The 24,622-nt window shown below is 31.2% G+C and carries 18 protein-coding genes and 8 tRNA genes; 20 read left to right on the top strand and 6 right to left on the bottom strand.

The features are described 5' to 3' along the window. The first annotated feature begins 78 nt into the window (after positions 1–78). The 18 genes from OXQ85_RS09995 (at position 79) to OXQ85_RS09910 (ending at position 8,613) form a co-directional block, all read left to right on the top strand. Positions 79–150: transfer RNA gene (locus OXQ85_RS09995), tRNA-Asp, on the top strand. Between the two features lie 68 nt (positions 151–218). Beyond that, a tRNA-Pro gene (locus OXQ85_RS09990) sits at positions 219–290 on the top strand. Positions 291–994: 704 nt separating this feature from the next. Then, positions 995–1,081: transfer RNA gene (locus OXQ85_RS09985), tRNA-Tyr, on the top strand. Between the two features lie 169 nt (positions 1,082–1,250). Then, positions 1,251–1,323, top strand: a tRNA-Glu gene (locus OXQ85_RS09980). 304 nt (positions 1,324–1,627) lie between these two features. After that, positions 1,628–1,701 (top strand) — tRNA-Leu (locus tag OXQ85_RS09975). 7 nt (positions 1,702–1,708) lie between these two features. After that, positions 1,709–1,782: transfer RNA gene (locus OXQ85_RS09970), tRNA-Leu, on the top strand. 87 nt (positions 1,783–1,869) lie between these two features. Next, positions 1,870–1,945, top strand: a tRNA-Phe gene (locus tag OXQ85_RS09965). 84 nt (positions 1,946–2,029) lie between these two features. After that, positions 2,030–2,102: transfer RNA gene (locus OXQ85_RS09960), tRNA-Gln, on the top strand. A gap of 148 nt (positions 2,103–2,250) precedes the next feature. Next, complete coding sequence (locus tag OXQ85_RS09955) at positions 2,251–2,736, top strand: ribonuclease H-like YkuK family protein (RefSeq protein WP_267404103.1); 486 nt, start codon at positions 2,251–2,253, stop codon at positions 2,734–2,736. A 99-nt stretch (positions 2,737–2,835) separates the two neighbouring features. Beyond that, entirely contained in the window at positions 2,836–3,561 is a 726-nt protein-coding gene (locus tag OXQ85_RS09950) for an ATP-grasp domain-containing protein (RefSeq protein WP_267404101.1), read from the top strand. 110 nt (positions 3,562–3,671) lie between these two features. Beyond that, entirely contained in the window at positions 3,672–4,448 is a 777-nt protein-coding gene (locus OXQ85_RS09945; RefSeq protein ID WP_267404099.1) for an ATP-grasp domain-containing protein, read from the top strand. Between the two features lie 13 nt (positions 4,449–4,461). Next, positions 4,462–4,875 carry a cyclic-phosphate processing receiver domain-containing protein gene (locus OXQ85_RS09940; protein WP_267404097.1) on the top strand — a complete coding sequence of 138 codons (414 nt, stop codon included), beginning with the start codon at positions 4,462–4,464 and terminating at the stop codon, positions 4,873–4,875. Beyond that, positions 4,835–5,107 carry a hypothetical protein gene (locus OXQ85_RS09935; RefSeq protein WP_267404095.1) on the top strand — a complete coding sequence of 91 codons (273 nt, stop codon included), beginning with the start codon at positions 4,835–4,837 and terminating at the stop codon, positions 5,105–5,107. Before OXQ85_RS09940 ends, OXQ85_RS09935 begins: the two co-directional genes overlap by 41 nt. Beyond that, entirely contained in the window at positions 5,094–5,426 is a 333-nt protein-coding gene (locus OXQ85_RS09930; RefSeq protein WP_267404093.1) for a DUF5565 family protein, read from the top strand. The genes OXQ85_RS09935 and OXQ85_RS09930 overlap by 14 nt, the downstream gene beginning before the upstream one ends. 207 nt (positions 5,427–5,633) lie before the next feature. Further along, entirely contained in the window at positions 5,634–6,578 is a 945-nt protein-coding gene (locus tag OXQ85_RS09925; RefSeq protein ID WP_267404092.1) for a peptidase, read from the top strand. Positions 6,579–6,748: 170 nt separating this feature from the next. Continuing rightward, complete coding sequence (locus OXQ85_RS09920) at positions 6,749–7,312, top strand: metallophosphoesterase (protein WP_267404090.1); 564 nt, start codon at positions 6,749–6,751, stop codon at positions 7,310–7,312. Positions 7,313–7,409: 97 nt separating this feature from the next. Further along, positions 7,410–7,955 (top strand): 3'-5' exonuclease, encoded by a 546-nt coding sequence (locus OXQ85_RS09915; protein ID WP_267404088.1) that lies wholly within the window; start codon positions 7,410–7,412, stop codon positions 7,953–7,955. 109 nt (positions 7,956–8,064) lie between these two features. After that, the gene (locus OXQ85_RS09910; RefSeq protein ID WP_267404086.1) at positions 8,065–8,613 is read left to right on the top strand and encodes a 3'-5' exonuclease; all 549 of its coding nucleotides are present in this window, start codon (positions 8,065–8,067) and stop codon (positions 8,611–8,613) included. A 58-nt stretch (positions 8,614–8,671) separates the two neighbouring features. Here OXQ85_RS09910 and OXQ85_RS09905 read toward each other — a convergent pair whose 3' ends face one another. Beyond that, positions 8,672–9,118, bottom strand: coding sequence for a VOC family protein (locus OXQ85_RS09905; protein WP_267404084.1), 447 nt, complete (start codon positions 9,116–9,118; stop codon positions 8,672–8,674). 485 nt (positions 9,119–9,603) lie between these two features. Between OXQ85_RS09905 and OXQ85_RS09900 the strand changes: the two genes are divergently transcribed. Both OXQ85_RS09900 and OXQ85_RS09895 read left to right on the top strand, forming a co-directional pair. After that, positions 9,604–11,121: a TROVE domain-containing protein gene (locus OXQ85_RS09900; protein WP_267404082.1), complete on the top strand. Its 1,518-nt coding sequence runs from the start codon at positions 9,604–9,606 to the stop codon at positions 11,119–11,121. A 172-nt stretch (positions 11,122–11,293) separates the two neighbouring features. Continuing rightward, on the top strand, positions 11,294–11,953 hold the full coding sequence (locus tag OXQ85_RS09895; protein ID WP_267404080.1) for a hypothetical protein: 660 nt from the start codon (positions 11,294–11,296) through the stop codon (positions 11,951–11,953). Between the two features lie 3,403 nt (positions 11,954–15,356). On the opposite strand, the gene OXQ85_RS09890 is transcribed toward OXQ85_RS09895, so the two are convergent. From OXQ85_RS09890 to OXQ85_RS09870, 5 genes are all read right to left on the bottom strand, one after another. Next, positions 15,357–16,883: a hypothetical protein gene (locus OXQ85_RS09890; protein WP_267404078.1), complete on the bottom strand. Its 1,527-nt coding sequence runs from the start codon at positions 16,881–16,883 to the stop codon at positions 15,357–15,359. Between the two features lie 429 nt (positions 16,884–17,312). Beyond that, positions 17,313–18,794, bottom strand: a complete 1,482-nt coding sequence (locus OXQ85_RS09885; protein ID WP_267404076.1) for a tetratricopeptide repeat protein — start codon at positions 18,792–18,794, stop codon at positions 17,313–17,315. A gap of 692 nt (positions 18,795–19,486) precedes the next feature. Further along, entirely contained in the window at positions 19,487–20,947 is a 1,461-nt protein-coding gene (locus OXQ85_RS09880; RefSeq protein WP_267404074.1) for a hypothetical protein, read from the bottom strand. Positions 20,948–21,421: 474 nt separating this feature from the next. Continuing rightward, a complete protein-coding gene (locus OXQ85_RS09875) occupies positions 21,422–22,834 on the bottom strand; it encodes a tetratricopeptide repeat protein (RefSeq protein WP_267404073.1) in 1,413 nt (470 codons plus the stop codon). 221 nt (positions 22,835–23,055) lie between these two features. Continuing rightward, the gene (locus tag OXQ85_RS09870) at positions 23,056–24,567 is read right to left on the bottom strand and encodes a hypothetical protein (RefSeq protein WP_267404072.1); all 1,512 of its coding nucleotides are present in this window, start codon (positions 24,565–24,567) and stop codon (positions 23,056–23,058) included. Positions 24,568–24,622 lie beyond the last annotated feature (55 nt).

Genomic DNA, 24,622 nt, shown 5'->3' with positions numbered 1-24,622 from the left:
ATTGGTTTGTTGCGGCTTACTGCTAATGAGTTCTACGACAGTAGTGAAGGTTCGATCCCTTTGCTCTACGCAAAAAAAGGTCTATTGAGGTAATGGCTAACCTACCTGACTGTCGCTCAGGCACTGCGAGTTCGATTCTCGCATAGACCGCAAAGATTCACGGAAAATTTTGGATCCGACTGTCTCTCGGAGAAGATTTTTAAAGTGAATCTGCAAAACTGGAAAGATAACGGTGGTTGTTTACCCGTCTTGGACGCGGGAGGTCGCAAGTTCGAATCTTGCTTTCCAGACGAAAAAATGTGAATAGTCAATTGTGAATTTTGTTTTACAAGTGAATTTAAAAATTGACAAGCGAAGCAAATTGACCTATTCACAATTCACATCAAGTTAATTGTTTCAAAAGAGAAAAAGAAAAGGTTTGTCGAGAGCAGAAGATCTTTACGCCAAAAACACGATATAATATAGACAAGCTTTTTCTTAACTCACTTGAAACTTGATGAAGAAAGTTTTAAACATAATATAAATTTTTAGGTAAAATAAAGTTTGTCAAAGCGCAGAAGTTCTTATATCAAACAAAAAATTAAGACAGGCTTTATTTTTTAATGAAAATTTAAATAAAAAAGAATAATCAGAATGTTGGGAAATTACTCATTGCCCATTACTGATTACTCATAAAAACGATGGTTCGCCGAAGTGGAAGAGTCGGGGCGGTCTGCAAAACCGTTGCGTAAGCTGAGTGAGTTTTGAAATGTGAAACATTCGTGAATTCAGATAAAAAAATAAAATGGTTATGAACAATCTCATAACCATCTCAAATAACTAAAATGAGATTAGTTCCGAAGAAAAAGAAAAGTTTGTCGAGCGTAGAAGTTCTTATATCAAACAAAAAATTAAAGACAGGCTTTGTTTTTCTTCACAAGAAATTAAAAGTTAAGAATTGGAAGATTATTATAAAATATTACTCATTACCAATTGCTTATTACTCATGAAAACCGGAAGTACGCCGAAGTTGGAGAGTCGGGGCAGACTGTAAATCTGTTGCTTTATTGCTGAATAGGTTCGAATCCTACTACTTCCACCAACCGCCGATAATGTAATGGCAGCATGCAGGAAATGTACTCTTGTTGTTCAGGTTCGACTCCTGGTCAGTGGTCAAAGAAAGTGAAATGTGAATAGTGAATTTTGCTCCGCAAGTGAATTTAAAGATTGACTACCAAGTAAATTGACGATTGACAATTCACAAGAAAAACGCTCTATTCGTCTAACGGTTCAGGACGCCTGCCTTTCGAGCAGAAAACAAGGGTTCGATTCCCTTATAGAGTACAGAAAAGTGAATAAGTGAATGGTGAATTTTGCATCGCAAGTGAATTTTAAAAATTGACTGTAAAACAAATTGACGATTAACAATTCACAAAGAAATAGGTTTAAATGGAAAGGGAAAAGTTTGTCGAGCGCAGAAGATCTTTACGAATATAACAGGCATAGTTTATAAATATAGACAAGCTTTTCTCAGACCTAAAATATGGGTAATAAGTAATGGGCAATGAGTAATTATTGCAACGGGTATAATTAATAAGACATAATTTTTTCATTACTGATTACCAATTACTCATTACTTATAAAATCCGCGGGAATGGTGGAAATGGTAGACACACTTGATTTAGGCTCAAGGTTTTGGGGGTTCGAGTCCCTCTTTCCGCACAAAATTGCCTCTCTATTCCAATTGGCAGAGAAAACGGCTTTAAATCCCGTAAAATCCCAGTTCGAATCTGGGGTGAGGTACAAAATATAATTGATAAATAATCAATCATAAATGATAAAAACTGCAATGGGATCATTTATAACTTATCAATTATCATCCATAAACAAGGAAGAGTGGTGTAGCAGGTCTGCACGTTAGTCTGAAAAACTAAAGGTACAGGCTCGATTCCTGTCTGTTCCACCAAAATATGAATAATAAGTAATGTGTAATGAGTAATAATAAAGCATGAAAATATTACTAATTACCAATTACTTATTACTTATAAATTGATTCATAGTGTAATTGGTCAGCACACAAGACTTTGACTCTTGTTGTTCAGGTTCGAGTCCTGATGAATCAACAGAAAAGGCTACAACAAAAAAACTCTTTTTTCTTTGCTGAGTGAAACGCCTTTGCGAACATAAAAACAGATAGTTGGTAAAAAAACTTAGCGCACTTTGCGTTAAAATAAATATTTAAACAAATACAAAACAAAACATGTAGAAAAAATGGAAACGCAACAACAAACTTGGCAGAACATGATGGGAAAAATTTTCCAACAGTCTATCACACAGTTGGTAGAAGAAGCCATCATCCGCGAACAGGCAAATGGACATCGACTGAAAGTATGTGTGGGTTCAGACTCTCACGTTTATGGTGATGCTATTAATTATGCTACGGCAGTTGTCTTTATTCGTGAGGGAAAAGGAGCGTTTACCTTTATCAGAAAAGAAAGAGAAATACAGAGTATCAGTATCAAAGAGCGTATGCTGAACGAGGTGAACAAATCCGTGGAAATCGCTTATGCAATTTGCTCTATTCTGGAAACTTATGATGTGGAAATGGAGGTACACGCAGACATTAACACCGATCCGGATTTCAAATCCAACGTCGCTTTGAGAGACGCTATGGGATATATTCTGGGAATGGGATATGTGTTTAAAGCAAAACCTTACGCATTCGCAAGTTCAAATTGTGCTGATATGATGGTGTAAAATAGTTGGAAGTGGGATGATGGGAGATGGAAGTTTTTTTACAGTATGAATTTAACTTCCCTCATCCAGCTTCTAGCATCCATCAAAAAAAATAAAACAATGAAAACAATTTTAATCATTAATGGGGAAAAATATTGGAAAGATTATTTTGCGGGATTTAATGTGGTTCAGAAGAAAGTTCAAACCTCAGAATTTATCGTAAAAGATGCAGAATTGTATGTGATTGATGTAGATGGAGTATGCAAACCGGACGTGATTTTTTGGAGATTGGGAGCAATAAATCCTGAATCAAAACACAGAAATATTTTGGAATTAATTGAATATTCCGGAGTTCCTTGTGTGAATTCAGCTTCAACATTATTAATGGGTTATGAAAGATTATCAATGCTAAACAGATTGAAAAAATTGGGATTACCTGTTGTTGATTTTAACGTAGCAACCAATACAACCCAATTGAAAAATCTGGAAATGCAATTTCCTTTTGTGGTTAAAGTTGGAAATCATCATGGTGGATACGGAAAAAGTTTGGTTTCGACCGAAGAACAATGTGAAGAACTGAAAGATTTGCTGTTTATCCATCAAGATTATGTGACGACAGAAAAATTTATTAATTATAAATATGACATTCGTTATCTGGCTATCAATGATAAAGTCTGGGCAATGAAAAGAAAAGGCAAATATTGGAAAGCTAATTCTTTAACTCAAGAATATCAAATCGTTGAACCGGAAAAAGAATGGATAGAAAAAGTAAAATTGTTACAGGAAATATCAAAGCAGATATCGTTGCGATTGATGTTCTGGAAACAGAAAACGGAGAAAAAGTGATTTTAGAATACAACGATATTCCAGGACTTTCAGGATTTCCTGAAGATGCAAAAATGGAATTAGCGAGTATTGTAAAAAATAAATAAAAGAACCTTAAAAAACTAATAACCATGTATTTTTTAGTTCAGGCTAATGTGTATTTAGATCCCGATCATTACAAGATTTTTGATGCTTTGGAAGAATTAAATATCGATTACAGTGTAATTAATATTCCTCCAACCGCAGAAAAAATCGATTTCGAAACAAATAGAAAAGATGTTTTCGTCTATGGTTCGGTGACAATTGCAAGATTGGCAAAACAAAATACGGATTTGTTTCCCGGTTCTTTTTATGGAGGCAATCATTTGTATGAAGTGTATTCTAAATATTACGGTGAAAATCTTCTCAATCACAAAGTTTCCGTACATAAAATTTCAGAAGAGTTGATTTGGAAAAAAGGTGAAATTAAATTCATCAAACCTTACAATGAAGCGAAAATTTTTACAGGAAAAGTTTTCAATGAAAGTGAATGGAAAGATTTTGTTTTTGAAGCTTTGGAAAATCAAACCAACAGAATTACGGAAGATTCTTTAGTTCAAATTTCAGAAGTAAAACGAACGATTAAAGAAGCAAGACTTTGGATTGTTGGCGGACAAGTTATCGATGCAGGATATTATAAATTTAATGATAATGCTCCTTTCGAAGAAAAAATTTCAGAAGATGGGTTGAATTTCGCTAATGAAATGATCGAAGTGTTCAACCTTGAAGAAGCTTTCGTAATGGATATTTGTTTAACCGATGAAGGCTGGAAAATTGTTGAAATAAATTGTATTAACAGTTCCGGGTTTTATCCAAATACAAACGTGAAAAGTATTATCAAAGCATTAAATATTTACTTTTCAAATTAAAAAAAATAAAGCAATGGAAATAACAAAAAGATTACTGTTTATAGACGATATAAGATATCCAATCGAGGCGTATCATTATACCAAACAGGATATTTTTCTCAGAAATGATTGGCATATCGTTCGAAATTACGAGCAGTTTGTCAACAGGATTTTGGAAAAAGGACTTCCAGAAATGATCTCTTTTGACCACGACCTTGCTGATGAACATTATTTAAAACCAAATTCTCAGGAATTTATTGAAAAAACAGGCTACGATTGCGCAAAATGGTTGGTAGAATATTGTATGGATAACTATTTAGAATTGCCAAAATTCTATTGCCATTCAATGAATCCTGTTGGAAAGGAAAATATTGAAAGCCTTTTAAACAATTTTAAAACTATTAAAAATGAAAAAGATAAGTACATTATTCAAAAAAGATATAAATAATTTAGGAAGAGTTATTAACGAAATTAATCCTGAAAACAACTGGGTTTTTGACGGAAAAGCTGTTGCTACGCAAAAGTTTGATGGTTCTGCATGTGCAGTAATCAACGGTAAATTATACAAAAGATACGATGCCAAGAAAGGAAAAACAGCTCCTGAAGTCGCAATTCCGTGTCAGGAAGCGGATCTTATTACCGGTCATCATCCGCATTGGGTAGAATGTGATAGGACTTAAAAAAGAGGATCAATACTTCTGGGAGGGCTTCAATGCTTTGGCCGAATCGGGCAATGTAGAAGACGGTACTTACGAACTTATCGGTGAGAAAGTACAAGGAAATCCTGAAAATATTAAAGGTCATTTATTGGTAAAACATGGACATAATATTCTTAGTTTAGAAAGTTTGGATTTTGAATTTATTAAGAACTTTTTGAGCAATCCTGAGAATAATATGGAAGGTATTGTTTTCCATCATACAGAGGATCATCGTATGTGCAAGATCAGGAAATCTGATTTTGGTATACGTAGAAAAGTATCAAAAGAACTTGTTGTTTAAAATAAAGATTAAGTTTCGGTAATTCATTTTATCGAAACTTTTTTACGTGTTAAATTGAACCATAAATTTATCTGTCAAATATGCAGAAAGTTTGTCATTCTAACGAAGGAAGAATCTAGGCATTTTTTTAGAGATTCTTCATTACACTTCGTTTCATTCAGAATGACAGTTAGAATGATAAAATATGGTTAAAAAAATTAAAAAGAAATGTTACAAGCAGAAATAAAAAGTCTTTTAAAAGAAGACATCAGTATATTAATAAAAGTTCCAAATTCGGCAAAGCATTATTTATGCGATTGCGGTGAAGCGAGTTTGCTGACGGTGAAAGAAGTTCAATCTGTTTCGGTGGTTTTCATCAGTCATACTCACATTGATCATTTTTCAAATTTTGATGGAATTTTCAGACATCAGATTGGAGGTGGCGAAAAAATTGTGATTTGCGGACCGAAAAATATTCATCAACAAATTGAAGCAAGGTTAAAATCTTACACTTGGAATTTAATTGATGAAAATGCTATTGAATATGAAATCCGAGAAATCGTTTCGAAAGAAGAAATTAATGTCTATAAAATTCGTCCTCCACATTGGAATCTTGAATTCATTGAAACTCAGAATTTCCTTTTTGAAGATGAATATGTAAATGTTGATTTTGCCATTCTTGATCACAAAACAGATTCTATCGCTTATTTATTTAAGGAAAAAGATTCAGTGACTTTTAATGAAAACGGTTCTGAATTCAAAAAAGGAAAATGGATCAGCGAATTGAAAACGGCTTTTGAAAACAACGATTTAGACAAAGAAATTCAGATTGAAGAAACAGTTTATAAAGCTTCAGATTTATTTCATTTCCTGACTCGTAATGTAGGTTACAAATTAGGTGTAATTATGGATCATGCCGTTTGTGAAGACAATTATGAAAAAATCAAAATGGTTTTCAAAAATGCAGATATGGTTTATATCGAAACTTTTTATAAAGATGAAGATGAGGAATTTGCAAAAATAAATTATCATAGTTTCGCCTCTGCATCCGGAAAAGTTATGAATGAATGTGAAGTAAAAGAAGCAATCCCGATTCACTTTTCAAGAAGGTATGTCGAAGGCGATAAACTGGAAATCGAAACGGCTTTTTATAAAGCATTTCGAGGAAATTAATTAAAAATATTTATTAAACTAAAACTGCAATTTTATACGGTGAGTTTGTCATTCTGACGAAGTAAGAATCTCAACGTCAATCATTATAGATTCTTCATTTCACTTCGTTCCATTCGGAATGAGATTGGAAACGCTGAAATTTTGCAGTTAAAAAACAAGCAATTAAAAAAATGAAATCCAATATATTTTTCACAGCAGACCACCATTTTGGTCACGAAAATATTATAAAATTCTCCGAAAGACCTTTTGAGTCTTTGGAACAGATGAATGAAGAACTCATTAAAAGATGGAATGAAAGGATCGGCAAGGACGATATCGTTTACCATTTAGGCGATGTAAGTTTAGGAAAACCAGATATTACAAAAGGTATTTTAGATAAATTGAATGGTAAAATTCATTTAATAAAAGGCAATCACGAAGGTGCGGCTCTGACTTATCCTAAACGATTCGCGTCTATCAGAGATTATCACGAACTAAAAATCGATGAGCCTGAAAACAGCAATGGCAAACAAAAAATCATCCTTTTTCATTACGCCATGAGAACCTGGAATGGTTCACATCGCGGAGTTTGGCAACTTTACGGTCATTCACACGGAACTTTGCCGGATGATGAAATGGCTCTGAGCTTCGATGTCGGTGTAGATTGTCATAATTTTTATCCAATTTCTTACGAAGAAGTTAAAGAATTTATGAAAAAGAAAAAGTGGACTCCGCCATTTGCTCCGAGAAATTAATAAGATGGAAGCTGGATGCGAGATGATGGAAGTTTTTACAGTGCGTAATTTACTTCCAGCCTCCAACTTCCGGCTTCCATTCTTTAAACCAAAAATTATGAAAACAACCAATGAAATATTAATCATCGATTTGGAAGCCACATGTTGGGAAAACGACAGAATTCCCGCCGGACAAAAAACCGATATTATAGAAATAGGAATTTGCGAATTAAACAAAACAACACAAGCAATTTCCAAGAAGCAAAGCATTTATGTAATTCCCGAAAGGTCTAAAATCAATAAATTTTGTACTGAACTTACCGGAATTACACCACAATTAATCGAAGAAAAAGGAATTTATTTCGAAGAAGCCTGCAAGAAAATTAGAGATGAATATCATTCAACTCAGCTTACTTGGGCAGGTTTTGGAAATTTTGATAAAGAGCAGATCGTCGAACAGTGCGATTATCTCGGAATCGAAAATCCTTTTTCCGAAAATTATATCAATGTGATGTATCAATTCAAACAATTTAATGGACTTTTTAAAATGATGTGCTTAAAAAGAGCCTTGAAGTTCCTGAATATGGATTTTGAAGGCAATCATCACAGCGGAGCCGACGATGCTTACAACGCTGCCAAAATTTTGAGAGAGATTCTAAGGTGAATTTGGGTTGGAAGTCTGAAGCTGAAGGCTGGAAGTAAATTGTGCACTGTAAAAACTTCCATCTTCCCGCATGCAGCTTCCAACCTTTAACAATTAAATATTACAACAAATGAAAACAACAGATAAAATATTAATTATAGACCTCGAAGCCACGTGTTGGGAAGACCGACCGCCGAGAGGTCAGGAAAGTGAAATCATAGAGATCGGAGTTTGTATTATGGATGCAAAAACCGGTAAGATTTCGCAAAATGAGGGAATTTTGGTAAAACCTCAATTTTCAAAAGTGAGTCCATTTTGTACGGACCTTACTTCTATTACGCAGCAAATGCTTGACGACGAAGGTATTTTATTGGAAGATGCATTAGATATTCTGAGAGCAGAATACGATTCTGAAGATCTTACTTGGGCAAGTTACGGAAACTATGACTTGAACATGCTTCAAAATCAGGCAAGAAGATTCAATGTAGATTATCCTTTGAGCGATGATCATATCAATGTGAAAACTCTGTTCGGAGAATTGCATCCGACAGTTCGTAAAAGTGTCGGTATGGCAAGAGCTTTGGGAGAACTGAATCTCACACTTGAAGGCACGCATCACAGAGGTGTTGATGATGCTAAGAATATTGCGAAAATTTTGCACTGGTGCTTGCAGCAATAATGTAATAATTTAGCAATCTAAAAATGTAACAATGGCTCCCTTTAAAATAGGGAGTTTTCTATTTCCTCTCCAGCCACTCCTCATATGAAAGCACACCCAATTCCGGCTTTCCATCACCTTCTAAAATCGATATAAATTCTAATTGATTTCCATCAGGATCATTAAAATAGATCGCCAAAGCAGGCATCCATGCGAAAACCATCGGCTGAAGACTCCCATCTTTCAGGAAATTGTAAGGCTTTAAATTTTTATTTTTCAAAAAGTCAACAGAATAATTCATAATATCTTCTTTATCGGCAGTAAAAGCAAAATGTCTGGTCTGCAAATTTTCTTTCTGTTCCCACAAACCCAGCATCGATTCCTTATTTTTTCCAATCCATAAAAATGCAATCGGGCGCGTTTCATCTTTGTGAGCGAATTCCAATCCCAATACTTTTGTGTAAAATTCTATAGCATTTTCTAGGTTGCTTACTTGCACATGAGTCTCATATAATCCTTTAATCATAGTTTAAAATTTTAATAGAACAAAGCTAGAAAAGAGATTTTCATAAACTTCAAATTGTTGATTCCTTTATTTGAAATGAATAATAGATTTTTTCTTTCGGTTGATAGTTGATGGTTTATAGTTGTTAGTTCAGCAGTATGTTTGTCATTCAGAGCGAAACGAAGTGCAGCGTGGAATCTCTGCCGAAAAAAAAGCAGTCTAGATTCCTCCGGAATGACAAACTTTGTGAATAAGTTTTTTAAGATTTCTCCATCACTACTTTTTTCTGAAAAATAACATAGTAAAATTTTATCGCAGATAAAACCCTTTGTGCCTTAAAAGCAGCCTAAATAAAAAGAAAAACTTTGCGCCTTAGCGATTTTCCAACAAAAAATTAAAAACTTTTACACTACGCAAAAACACTGCGCAAAAGCATCCTTACTTTGCATCAGAAATCAGAGAGGAAGTGATAATCCTCGAAAATGTTTAACTAAAAAACAGTAACCATGAAATTTAATTTTTTAAGAAAATCAAATAACGTAGTAACGAATTACGAAGGTGCAAAAGCATATACCCTGACACCTGCAGAAGAACTATATAGTGCTGTTGTTACAACAGGATTATCAAATGCAACTTATGAAAAAGGAAATGACAGATTGGCGAGAATTCAGTCTCTGATTCAGAAAAATGATCCTGAATTCGTTGCAAAACTAGCCGTTTATGCAAGAAAAGATATGTATTTGCGTTCGATTCCATTGGTTTTGACGACCGAATTAGCAAAACAAACTTCAGGTACAGACTTGGTAAGCAAAACAGTTGACGGTGTTATCCAAAGAGCAGATGAAATCACAGAATTATTGGCGTATTACCAATTGGCAAACGATAGAACGGATTTGAAAAAACTGAACAAACTTTCAAAACAAATTCAGAAAGGTTTGGTGAAATCATTCAACAAATTTGATGAATACCAATTCGCAAAATACAACAGAAAAGCGGAAGTGACTTTGAAAGATGCTTTGTTCCTGGTTCACCCAAAAGCAAAAGATGAAAATCAACAAGCCATTTTCAACAAAATCGTAAACGATTCGTTGGAAACTCCATACACTTGGGAAGTTGAACTTTCGGTTTTAGGACAAACAAAATTTGCCGATGACGCAGAAAGAAAATCAGCTTTCAAAAACAAATGGGAAGAACTGATTTTCAGCAACAAATTGGGTTATATGGCAACCTTGCGAAACCTTAGAAACATCTTAGAAGCCAACGTTTCATCGGATGCGATGTACAAAGTGTGTAATTATTTGTCGGATGAAAAAGCGGTGAGAAATTCAAAACAATTGCCATTCAGATTTTTGTCGGCGTATAGAGAATTGAAAACGATCGATTCGCCTTACTTGTCATCAATCTTGGAAGCATTGGAAGATGCAGTAATGGTGAGTGCAAAAAACATCAAAGGTTTTGGTTTCGATACTTCAGTAGTGATCGCGGCAGACGTTTCCGGTTCGATGCAACAACCGGTTTCTCCGAAATCTAAAGTATTGTTGTACGATATCGGTCTGTTGATGTCGATGATGTTGCAGTCACAGTGCAAAAATGTGATTTCAGGTATGTTTGGTGACACTTGGAAGAGAGTTCCAATGCCTAAAAACGGTATCCTGAGAAACGTAGATGCATTCTACAAAAGAGAAGGTGAAGTTGGTTACTCCACAAACGGTTATTTGGTGATCGAAGATCTATTGAACAGACGTGAAAAAGTGGATAAAGTAATGTTGTTCACCGACACTCAGCTTTGGGATAGCAACAGTGGTAGAAATTCTTTCGAAAATTCGTGGAATCAATACAAAAGTTTCAACCCGAATGCAAAATTGTATATTTTTGATTTGGCTGGTTACGGAAAACAACCGTTGGATGTCAGAAAAAATGATGTATATCTTATCGCAGGTTGGTCAGACAAAATTTTCGATGTGCTGAATGCTTTGGAAGACCGAAAATCAACGGTAGAAATCATAAAAAAAGTAGTGCTGTAAAAGGCACTGCTTTAAAATATAAGTTATAAGTCATAAATGATAAGTGATTTTCAAATTGGATAATTACTTTTATTTAGGAGCTTAATCCCGCTTTCCACTGTATCTTTTGTTCCGCTTCGCTACACAAAAGGATGCCGTTACAATCGGGGCTAGAAAAGAAAAACTGTACAAAATGATTCGATTTATTAACGCAATAGAAATTTTTCCATTAAGGTATCAGAAAGAAGATGCCGAACTACCTGAAATATCTGATCTTCATGATTCGGAAGAATGGTATAATGAATGGATAAAATCACAAACGATATTAAAGCTAGATTTCGATGCTATAGAAAAAGGATCATATTTCGTTGATACAGAAATTATTGATGATGAAAATCTGCAAATCATTTTAACTGAATTTTTAGAAGAAATAGATTTGGATGATTTTGAAGATAGTATAATATCGTTCAACGGAGGAATTGTTTTAATGGAAAACGAAAAAGTTTTAATTAAACCAATGTGTTGCGGAGATCTCAGAGATATTTCAGAATGGAGAAAAATTTTCGAAAATTCTTCAAAAGAATGGACAGTGTTACAAATTGGACATCCTTGGGTTTTCTATAAAAAAGAAAATGAAAAAGTTCAGTTTTCAGATTATACAGAATTAAACTTAGAAGATTTTGTCAGTATTAAACCTATTTTCGAAATTGATGAATTGGAATTAAAAATAGAATTTGATAAAATAAAAGATCATCCTGTAAATTTTAAAAATAAGGTTTTAAAAATCTTGAATTCAATGAAGTTGAAAAATGCAGAATCAATTTCAGAAATAATTGCTGGAATAAGAAACTAAAATTTGTCATTCACAACGAAATGCAATGAAGTGAAGAATTTATTATGAGATTGCTTCGTCGCTTCGCTCCTCGCAATGACATAAAAAGAATAGTTGTAAAAACGACCTAGGAAATGGAGGCGTTAAGAAAATTTTAAAAATTTCCGTTAAAAAATATCCACTGTTTGAACAAGCGTTAGGAAAAGCAAGGCGTGAGTTTGGATATTTTAGGAAGATTTTTAAATTTTTAGCCGGAGTTTCCAAGTCTTGAACTTTTGGTTCTTTTGCTTCAAGGCAAAACGAACAAAAACAAAAAATAATTTCAACAACGTAAAAAGATTGCGTACCGACACAATAATTTTGCAGTAACAAAAAACAATAACCATAAAAACTCAAAAAAATAATCGATGCCGTCAGAAAAGAATTCCTTCGATTTTCACTTGAACTAGAGTCTTTTCGCTATTTTGCTCGATTTAAACTAACCAATGTCGTTATCTTAAGAGTTTCATCGTCAAACTTCCAATTTGAACAGCATTCAAAAAGCTCTTATAACCTGTTACTTGGTTTTTTATTAAAAATATTTAACTGCGTAAAAAGAATGCGCACTGAGGTGATAATTTTGCTTCAATAAAAAAATTATAATCATAAAAACTTAAAAAAGTAAGTGTCGTAAAACAGAGTTACTTCGGGGGACAGCAATACAGGTTCGAATCCGGTTTCTTATTTGAGAATGGCGTAATGGTATCGCTCTGTCGATAAGTCTCTGTTTGATTTTTCACCTTACTTAAAAATAATCGATGCCGTCAGAAAAGAATTCCTTCGATTTTCACTTGAACTAGAGTCTTTTCGCTATTTTGCTCGATTTAAACTAATCAATGTTGTTATCTTAAGAGCTCCATCGTCAAACTTCCAATTTGAACAACATTCAAAAACTCTTATAACTTGTTACTTGGTTTTTAATTAAAAAAATCAACTGCGTAAAAAGAATGCGCATTAGCTAAATAAATTTGTATCAACAAAAACAATAACCATGAAAATTTAAAAAAAATAAGTGTCGTAAAATAGAGTTACTTCGGGGGACAGCAATATAGGTTCGAATCCTATTTCCGATTAGGAATGGCGTAATGGTATCGCTCTGTCGATAAGTCTCTGTTTGATTTTTCACCTTACTTTAAAATAATCGATACCGTAAAAAAGAGTTACTTCTACTTTACATTGAAACATAATCTCTTTTTAAACATTGCTCGATTTTAAAATTATCTTACAAGTGCCGTGGATAAAAGTTACTTCGATTTTTTACAAAGGTTCGAATCCTTTCGCCGAAAGGTGTGGTCGAGTGGCTAGACGAGTTTTAAGACAGCTTTTATTAATATTTGCCTTGTATTTTTTAGAAATAAAACAGTTAAAAATAAAATCAAGTGTCGTTTTAGAATCATACTTCGATGTTAAATATTTGTGTCGCAGGTTCGATTCCTGCCTTCTCTGTGGTAAACGAGATGTAGCTCAGATGGTAGAGCAAAATGTACGGAAGATTCTGCCATTATTACCTTGATTTTTAAAAAACAAAAGAGTGCCGTAGAAAAGGCTTACTTCGAGTCAGAATTTAGACCTCAAAAATCTAAGAAAAAAGTGCAATTTCTTGAATAATAGTAGGGATCGGGTGCATGTCTGTCTTTTCGCCTTTTGCCTCTTTTTATAAAAAAATTATAAAGAATATATCAAGTGTCGTAGTATAGAAATGCTTCGATTCCAAGCTTAAGATGCAGGTTCGAATCCTGTCTGCGAAAGCAGTCGTCTAATGGTAAGATGTAAGCGTAAGTGTCTGTACGAAAATTACCTTGATTTAAAATAAAGAGTGCCGTTAGAGAAAACTTACTTCGGTTAATCTTATGATGTTGGTTCGACTCCAGAGTAGATCTGAAAATGATCTATATAAAGAGTTTTCTCGTCTTTTGCCTCTTTTTTAATTTAAAATTTATAACAAATAAGTGTCGTAGAGAAGGGTTCCTTCGTAAATATAACGGTCCTAAGGTAGCGTAATTCGGGCGACCGAACTAGCGAAGTTGGGTTGAAAACCAACCGGGCAAAAGTTTTCGCAAGAAAACGTAAGTCTCTCGTAGATGTAGAATTGCCGGCTCACTGCCCAAAATGGGTAAAAGCGGCGCTCTTAAAAGAGCACACTCTTTTCGCCTTTTACCTTATTTGTTTTAAAGATATAAACAAGTGCCGTAAAATAGTGTTACTTCGCTCATCACGACGGGGTCGCGGGTTCGAAATGCACAGCATTCGTGAATACAAAAAATAAAATATAAAAGGGCAATGAACAATCCCGCCTTTTCCACAAAAAAAAGCACAAAATCTAAATAGGAAAAGTAGCTCAGTGGGTTAGAGCACGACTCACTTTTTGGTTGTTGCCTTGTTTAAAAATAAAAGTGACGAAGAGAAAAAATAAATCGGGAACATTTTGAAGGGGAGGAATAATGAAGTCGGTAATACCGGCAAGATTATCCGGTTCGACTCCGGCATCACGCTGCCCCAATTATTTTTTTTCGATTGTGGCCTTTTATAAAAGAAGCCGGATGAAATTTTCATTCGGCTTCTTGATTGAAAGATATTAAAATAAAATATTGAATGCTGTTTTAAAATAAAAAGGCAATACTCAGAATATTGCCCTTGTTTTCATTAATGAAATTTTTTTTCATTGTGTGTTTTTTGTTTTTGGCAAAATTCAATTTCATCATTTGTGCTCGGAAAATCAATCTAAAGGTTAATTTTTATATTTTTCATTTGTGTTTAGATTTAGTCAAATTTTTCAGAAAACTTTAGTAAAGTTTCTTTATCATCATTTGTGTTTTTAATTATACACCTTTTGTTGATTTACCTGTGCAAATAGATTAAAAAAATATTTCTTAACAAAAAAAACAGTATACTATTCTTATACTATTTTAAAATAATTATTTTATTTTCAGTGTTTTATATTCTTTGGGTTGATTTTTTTATTAAAAATAAAATAAATTTAAATTTATAGATGAATTGAAATTATCTGAGGATTATTTTGAGCAATAAAATTTTTCTTTCAAAAAAAATTAATAGTAGAAGAGCAATCATAAATTGAGTTTAGTTCCGCTCGGTTCTACTATTAATTCATCATTTTTTGTGTGTTTTTAAAATTTTGATTATTTACTAATCAAATTCATCATTTGTGTTTTTGCCCTTATTATAGAATGTTAGAAAATTTTTATTGTTATTTGTGTTTGTGCTTTTTTATCTAATTAATTTTATTTATTGTGCTTTAAAAATTTCGTCAAATGCATTGATTTAATTTTCTGATGCAAAGAGAATGAAATTTAGCTTTAATTCAAAAAAAATAGCATACCATCAGTATACTATTTATATGTAAGTTTCTTGTTTTTAATGTTTTAATTTAGTTTTTTTGAGTTTGTGTTAATTCTCTTAACCAAATCCCCATATCCTTTTCTTTTGGAATATTGAATTTCTTACGAAGATTTTGCTTTCTGTTTCGTACAGTGTTTATCGATTTTGATGTATATTCTGCAATATCTTTAATGGTAAATCCTAAAAAAGTATAAGCACACAAAACCAACTCAGAAGTTCTAAGCCCAGGGGAATTTTGAAGAATTTTTATTTGAAATTCAGGATAAATTTCCTGAAAATATTCATAGAATTTAGGATCATTACTTTTGGCTAAATCTATAATATCGGTGTAGGCTTTATTTATTTTTTGTTGCAGTTCTTTGGTTTCTGTGTTTTTCTGATCAATAATTTCGTCTTTTTTCTGAAGATTGCCTTTTACTTCGCTGATTTGATTTTCTTTATGTTTCAGATTTTTATAAATTAAGCGGGAAAATATAAAAATGAGCAGAATTATAATGACAATAAGGAAAAAAATTAAGGTATAGTGTGTTTTTTCTTTTGTTTTATAAAAATTTTCATGATCACTGAGAATTACTTTTAAAGCTTCCTCTATATTTTTTTCTCTTTCCAAAAGAAGTTTATGTTGTAGATCGGTATATATTTTTTTGTATTCAGATTGCTTTTTTGTTTCTCCAAGATTACCATACAAGTCAGAAATTTTCTTGTATAAACTGTTATTGTGAAAATGATAAGGTGCAATTGATTGGTCCTTAATATTTTTGATTGCTTTTTCATAAAAAGAAATAGCCCTTTTGTATTGCTTTTGCCAGGTAAAATAATCTCCAAATGACGTATAATCCTGAAAAACAACCGGATCTTTATATTTTAAATTAATTTTGAAGCTTTTATTAAAATAGTAGAGTGTAGAATCTGGCTTTTCGTTATCCATAAAATCCGTACCCATATATCGATAATAGTCTGAAAGTTCTAAATGAATTTGCCTTTCAGGAATTTTTTTTAATTCATCGTAAGATAATTTAGAATAATATAATGCTGAATCTGGTTTTAATGCTCCAAGATTTAAGTATGTTCTTTGTTTTAAGATAATGGCTTCTCTATTATTTTCATTCTTTAAAAGCTTTATGATATTAGGAAGCTCTTTAGTAAACTGAGAATTTAATCCCAAACTGTAGTAATTGAAAGCTTTTACTTCACTTACCTGAGCTTGTAAAAGGTTGCTTTTTTTTCCATAAGGCTCATTTAGTGCCTTATTAGCATACGCAAAACTTTCTTTTTGCATTTCAAGAAAGGAGAGTGCTCTCGCCATTGTATAATAACTCTGTGTTATTTTTTCTGAATTTTCGGCTTTTTGGGAAAGAATAAGTGCGTCTTTTGCATATTTTAGTTGATCGAGATGTTTAAATTTTTGTCTGCTGATTTCTGCTTTTTTTAAAAGCTCATCAATATTTTTAGTATCATTATTTTGACAGAAAATAAGACTAGACCAAAAAAAGAAGAATAGAAAAAGAAAATATTTTTGAAAGCTTCTCTTGAGCATTAAATAATTATTCATCATGAGGCTTTACTGTGTTTTTAGTTATAGCTTATTTAGGCAAAAGTAACAAAATATTGACTTAATTTACTGTATTATTAAAATTATTGTTGATTACTTTTGTTGAGATAAAGAGTAAAAAGTAGAAAGGTAACATCGAAAAAATATTACCTTTTTCTACTTAAATTTTTCATCATGTTGTGTTGTTTGTTGTAGTCAAAAAAATTGGGACAATTTCATGAAAACAACAGTTTAAATTTACTCTCTGAAAACTTTATTGTTTATTGTGTTTTTTATGGTTTGTTTTTAATTGTTTGTGTTTTTATTCGGTATTATTTTCATTTTAAATTTTAAACAAATAGATAAAAAAAATATGTAAGCACAAAAAAAGTAGTATACCATTTGTATACTACTTTTGGTTAATATTTTGATTTTTAAAGCTTTATGTTTTGTTTATTCTTTTGGATAAATAGTATTGTTTAACCAATCTTCCATGTCAGTTTCTGTGGGAATACTGAATTTTTTGCGCAAATTCTGCTTCCTGTTTCTGATGGTATTAATCGATTTAAAAGTGTATTCAGCAATATCTTTAATGGTAAACCCTAAGAAAGTATAAGCACATAAGATGAGCTCGGTAGTTTTCAAACCCGGAAAATTTTCCAGTAATTTTTTCTGAAACTCCGGATAAACTTCTTGAAAACGAAAATAAAATGAAGGATCATTAGTACGCGCCAGTTGCATTACCTCTTTATAAGCATCGCCTATTTTTTGCTGAAGCTCTTCTTTTTCGATACTTTTTTGAGAGATCAATTTTTCCTTTTCTTCTAAGGTACTGGTAACTTCTGTGATGAAAGTTTCTTTGTGTTTCAGATTTTTGTGTAAAATTTTATAAATAATGATAAATAAGAGTATTAGTATAAAAACTCCTGCAAAAATCATGGTATATTTTCTTTTTTGAGAAGAATTGTATTGATTTTCCTTGTCTTTTAGAATTATATTTATAGCATAGTCCATATTTTTTGCTCTGTCTGCAGAAATTTTGTTTTGGTTTTCGTTATAAAGCTTTTCATATTTTGTCTTTTTTTCGTTATTGCCTAAAATACCGTACAATTCAGACGTATCCTTATAAATTTTAATAAAACCCATGATATTCATCGATTTTTTATCAACTTCTTCTAAAGATTTTAAATTAAAATCAAGCGCTTTTTTGTAATCTTTATTCTGATGATAATATTTCCCTAAAGACATGTAGGATAAAAAAAGACTGTAATCGTTATATTGTCTTGATACGTCATAGCTTTTTTGAAAATAATATAATGCAGAATCATTTTTTTTCATTTTAAGAAAAGCATTTCCCATAGAAATATAATGATCTACGTAGTTTGCGTATGCTATATATTCTGGCAATTTTCGGATCTCCTTTTCTCTCTTACGATAGTAAGCAAGTGCAGAATCAGGATTATCGTCATCAAAGTAAAGATGCCCGATATTGCTGTATATTTTTGACTGTAATTTTATGGCAGTGGTGTCTTTTCTTCCTTTTAAAAGCTTTAAAATATCATCAAGCTCTTTTCTTCCTTCAGATTTTAATGATAAGGCATTGAAATTATAGGCCTTTATATCTTTAAATTTAGCCTGCAAAAGCGGATCGCCTTTTGTGTAACTTAATTTGAGGCCTTCTTCTATAGCCAAAAGACTTTCTCTTTGCAATTCCAAGGAGCTTAAGGCACGAGCGATAGAAAATGTACTTTCTGCGATTCTTTCTGGATCATTTATTTTTTTTGCTAATACATTGGCTTCCTTAGCATCCTCCAGCTCAAGAATATTTTTGTAATTTTTATGATTTTTGTATGCACGAAGGAGTAGCACATCGATTTTTTCTACTTCATTACTTTGGCAAATCGCGTGATTTGACAATAAAATGAAAAGTAGCATGATGCTATTTTTTAAAATGTAATTTGTTCTAATCATAAAACTTTGCCCCATAAAGTTGTGATGAATGATTGTTACAAAAATATAACTCTTAATTTAATAAATACTAGATATAATCCATGATTTCACTTGTTTATCATTTTTTTGCTAAAGATTTAAGTTTAACATCTAATATTAACGAATAAAATGATGCAAATTGTACAAAGTGTAATATGAATTTACGTCAAAAAAACAAATTGTTAAGTTTATTTTAAAGCATAAAAACGAGAATTGATTTAAAAAATCAATCAATTTGAAAATGTAAACGAGAAAGGAATTAAGATTTGAAATTTATATGAAAAAGGATAATACAAGAATGAAGTATTACCCTTTTGTCATTTGTTTTTCATCATTGTGATGTAGTCTGTTTTCTTTCAGATTTTTTCATTTGTGTTGTTTGGAAAAAGAAATTTGAAATTTAGGGCAATATTCAAATTCCTTGATTTTCATTCTTATTTTTAGAAAATTCTAGGGATTAATTTTTCTAATTAAAAGCTTGAGGTTGTGTTTTTTTTCATCATTCGATTTTTGTGACCTTACTTGTAAATCCGTGTAATTTTCTAATACAAAGAGAAACAAAAATCACTGAATGACAAAAAAAGGAAATACCATTTATATACTATTTTTATTTAATAGTTTAATATTCAGTATTTTAATTAATTCTCTTTTTGTGGATTAATAAAATTTCTTAACCAAAATCCCATATCTTGCTCCGTCGGTATGTTGAACTTCTTACGAAGATTTTGCTTTCGGTTTCGAATTGTATTGATCGATTTGTAGGTGTAGTCTGCAATATCCTTTATAGAAAATCCTAAAAATGTATAAGCGCAAAGTATTAATTCTGAATTTCTTAATCCGGGAAACTCTGTCAGCATTTTTTTCTGAAAATTAGGATATGCATTCTGAAAAATAAAATAAAAATCGGGATCATTGTTTTTTGCCAATTCTACTAATTCTGTGTAAGAATGGTTGATTTTTTGTTGAAGTTCTTCGGTTTCCTGGCTTTTTAGATTGATAATTTTATTTTTTTCCTGTAAAGTATGTGTAACTTCTGAAATAATGTTGTCCTTGTGCTTAAGATTTTTTCGCAAAACAATAAAAACTAGGAAGAAAATTAAACTTAAGGCAATAATTCCAACTAAAATATAAATATATTGCTGTTTATTAGATTCTTCTTGATCTCTTTTTTGGTCTTTTAAAATTACATGCAACGCATAATCCATATTATGATCTTGCTCTTTTTGAATTTTTGCATTATTCTTGGCAATTAAATTTTCATATTTTTCGTACATCTCTTTATTGCCAAGTTTTGCATAGGAATAAGAGATTTGAGCATCGATAAATGCATAATAGCTGGGTTGATAAATGTAATGCTGCATATTTTCTTTTGCTTTAAGAAAATAATCTAATGCTTTTTGGTAATTATTTTTATAGATGTAGTAGCTGCCAAAGTCTTTATATTGCTCATATAATACAGGATCATTGTATTTTTTCTTAAGTTTCAGCGCTTTTTCAAAATAATTAAGTGCCGAATCAAAATCATTTCTTTCTAAATAATTACCTCCCAGATAACTATAATGCTCGCAGATTGCATTAAAATATTTTTTTTCTGATAATTTTTGTAACTGTTTGGCTTGTAACTGAAAATAAGTATAAGCCGAATCTTTATCAGAAGTCATTTGGGCAAGATTAGCATACGTTCGTGCTCTTATTTCATAGGCTTTCTGACTGTTTTCATTTTTTAGAATGTTAAATATTTTATTGAATTGAAAGATACCTTGTGACTTCAGATTCATGAATTTATAAATGTATCCTTTCAATTCGATAAATAGAGAATTAAGTAAAGGATCTTTGGTAATATATCCGTCAGAAGTTGCTGAATTAATGTGTGCTAAACTTTCTTTTTGAAGCCCAAGATTAAATAAAGAACGCGAAATGTAGTAAGAACTTCTTGCTTTTCTTTCGCTGTTGTTTATTTTTTTCGCGAGAATATTAGCCTTTCTTGCTGTTGTGAATTCGTTAAGATCTTGAAATTTTTTATTAAAATAATCTGCCTTTTTCAGCAAACTATCAATTTGTTTCAGATCTTTATTCTGGCAAGATATATAGCCTGACAAAAGAATCAGGAGTAATAAAATGCTTTTTTTTATTTGTGTTTTCAATGGCATCATCATTATTTTTTCCTTCAAAAAATATTATGATTAATGCCAAAATATTCTACTTCAAACATTAGTTTTGAATAGAATATTTAATAATTTTTTTCGAAGGTTTTAATTAAAATAACCTAAAAATTAATAGGAACAGGGCAATATTAGGATGAAGATATTACCCTGTTTGATCCATTAATTTTCATCTTGTGTTTTAAATACAAACTTAAAATTTGGGGCAATTTCAGATTTGTATTTTTAATAGAAAGTCTTTAGGTTAATTTTGATGATATGTTTTTTTTTCATCAAATGTTTTTAAAAGGTTATCAAAATTCATCTTCCAACTTTCTGATACAAATAGAAAAAAAATTAATCAAAACACAAAAAAAATAGTATACCATTTGCATACTACTTTTGTTTAATATATTGATATTTAATGACTTATTAATTCTCCTGATTTGGATTAATTAACTCACGAAGCCATATTCCCATATCCTGTTCGGTTGGAATATTGAATTTTTTTCGCAAATTTTGCTTTCTGTTTCGAACAGTATTTACAGATTTGTAGGTATATTCTGCCACATCTTTTATTGTAAAGCCAAGATAAGTATAGGCACAAAGAATAAGTTCTGAGTTTCTTAAACCCGGAAAATCTTTTAGCATCTTTGTCTGAAATTCCGGATAGACTTCTAGAAATCGAAAATAAAATGCAGGATCATTATTCTGAGCCAAATTTATGACTTCATTATATGCGTCATTTATTTTTTGTTGAAGTTCTTTTGTTTCTTCATTTTTTTCGGAAATTATTTTTTCTTTTTGCTCAAGATGTGTTGTCACCTGGTTTATTTCAGATTCTTTTTGTTTTAGTTTATTTCTTAATGTTCTGTAAATGAAAAGAAGTGAAATAAAGAGTGCTAAAACACATAGGGAAATCCATAAATAAATCCTGTTTTGTGATTCTTTTAATTGGCTTTCGTTGTCTTTTAGAATAATATTAAGTGCTTTTTCTGTATTTTTTATTTTAAGCTCATTAGCATCTCTTATTTTTTGATTGTATTTTTCTTGATATTCATTTTGAAGCTTCTTATTTCCTAAAATTCCATATATGCTAGATATTTCTTCATAAACAAATAAATAAGGTTCAATATTTACTTTGCTTTCTTTAATATTATCCAAGCTTTTTAAGTAAAAATTCAAGGCTTTTTGATTTTCCTTTTCTGCTTTATAGTAATCACCAAAGCAAATATACTCCATGAAAACTGAAGGATTTTTATGTTTAATTTTAAATTGATAAGATTTTTGATAGTAATAGAGTGCAGAATCTTGCATTTTTCTTTCACGAAAAACATCCCCCATTGCTAAATAGCACTCCGGAAGCCTTATAGATTGAATTTCTTTTGAGAAGCCCTTTACGAGATTATAAATTTTTTTATAATAATAAGCAGCAGAATCTAGTTTATTTTCTGTCTGATAATAATTTCCAATATTACCATAAATGCTGGTAATTGTTCTTTCGGAGTCTCCGTCTGTTCTGTTCTCTAAGAGTTTTACGGCGCCAAATAGCTCTTTCATACTTTGAGAAGTGAGCCCAAGCATAGAATAATTATAAAATTTTAATTCTTTTATTCTCGCCTGAAGAGGTATGTTTTGCTTAGTATAAGGTTCTTCGTAAGCTTTATTAGTGAAAATTAAACTTTGCTTTTGTAACTCTGGAGTTAATGTTAATAGAGCCATTTCATAATAGCTTTTTGCTTTTCTTTCAGAATTTCCAGTTTTTTCTGCTAAGTTGCTGGCTTGCTTTGCATACTGTAAAGCATCTATATTATTATATTTGGCTCTGCTATTAAAACATTTCATTAAGAGTGCATCTATCTCTTTAATGTCCGCGTTTTGAGCGAATAAAAAACTTGAAAAAAAAATAAAAAATAATTGCAGACTGTTTTTTGTAATCGTATAAATCATATTAACTTTTGCCCCTTAAAGCCTTTAATGATTATGGTATTGTCGAATTACAAAAATAAGATAGTTTTTAATTTGTACAGCTATAGAATCAAAAATGTTTTTTTAATCAATTTATTTTACTGATTATCATTCGGATAGATTAGGTTTTTTAACCAAATTCCCATATCCTGATCTGTGGGAACTTCAAATTTTTTTCTCAGATTTTGCTTTCTGTTACGTATTGTATTTACAGACTTGAATGTATATTCTGCAATATCTTTAATGCTAAATCCTAAAAATGTATAAGCACACAATATTAGCTCTGTATTTCGTAGCCCCGGAAAATGTTTTAATAATGTATTGTGAAATTCTGGATAAATTTCCTGAAACCTGAAATAGAATGTAGGATCATTGTTTTTGGCAAACTCTATTAATTCATTATAAGTATCATTTACCTTAAGTTTTAACTCTTTGGTTTCTATATTTTTTTCGAAAATTACTTTTTCTTTTTGTTCAAGAGTGGTGGTTACTTCAGATATCTTCTCTTCTTTCTGTTTTATTTTTTTTCTTAAAATTCTATAAATGAATAATAAAGGAGTAAGAATAAGTAAAATGCTTAAAGATATCCAGATATATCTTTTTCTTTGGATATTGTTTAATTCATTTTCTTTATCTTTTACAATAGAAGAAACTATGTATTCTATGTTTTTCTTTTTCAGCTCGTTGTCTTCACTGTTTCTTTTCTCAAAAATGGTTCTGTACTTTTCAGCTTTCTCTTGATCATTAAGCATTTCATAATTAGTAGAAATATTTTTATAAAGGATTGTAGCTATTGCTGGATTCATAGAATCTTTTTTAATAGCGCTAATGGATTTTTTATAATAATCTATAGATGGTTTATATTTTTTTTGAAATGCATGCACATCTCCTAAATTAGCATAATCTAAAAATGTCAGTTGATTAATTTTGGAATTGATATCAAATGATTTTTTAGAAAAATAATAGGCAGAATCATAATTACCTTTCCTCATGTAAATAGAAGAGTAACATCTATAATAGATTGCTAAATATTTGGTTTTCTCATTTACATTAAAAGCGCTAAGCAGTTGTTTTGATTCTTTGTAATATTTTAATGCATCATTGATATTCTCTAAGTGATAATACTGATTTCCAATATGTCCGTAAATTTTCCCCAATTTTTCACGTGATGCTGTATCTTTTTGTTTCTCTAAGGATTTAGACGCTTTCAGGAGTTCTTTCAACCCTTGTTTAAATAATCCTTGTTGAGAATAAATTTCTGATTTTATTTCCATGATCCGACACTGGAAAAGGAGGTCTTTTTTTGCATAATTACTAGAGGCAGCCCGATTAAGAAATAGGAGACACTCTTTTGTAAGCCCGAGATTGCTTAATGCTTGAGCCATATTGAGATAGCTCTGAGAAATTCTTTTAGAGTCGCCCATCTCTTTTGCCAATAGATTAGCATCTCTGGCATATTTAAATTGTTGAAGATCCTGATATTTCAAATAACTTTTTTCGGATTTCTTCAATAAATCATCAATTTCCTCTGTCTGCGAGAAAGCAACTCCAGAAAACAAAAGAGAGAATAATAAAACGTAATTTCTGAAAAAAATACTTAATTGAATCATATTAACTTTTTGCCTTTAAAGCTTTTAATGATGATGCTATTGTCAAATTACAAAA

This window comes from Chryseobacterium sp. GM_Chr_2 (genome assembly GCF_026540445.1).
GTDB lineage: Bacteria > Bacteroidota > Bacteroidia > Flavobacteriales > Weeksellaceae > Chryseobacterium.
The sequence above is the reverse complement of the archived record's forward strand: the minus strand, read 5'-3'. Positions and strand labels throughout refer to the sequence as shown.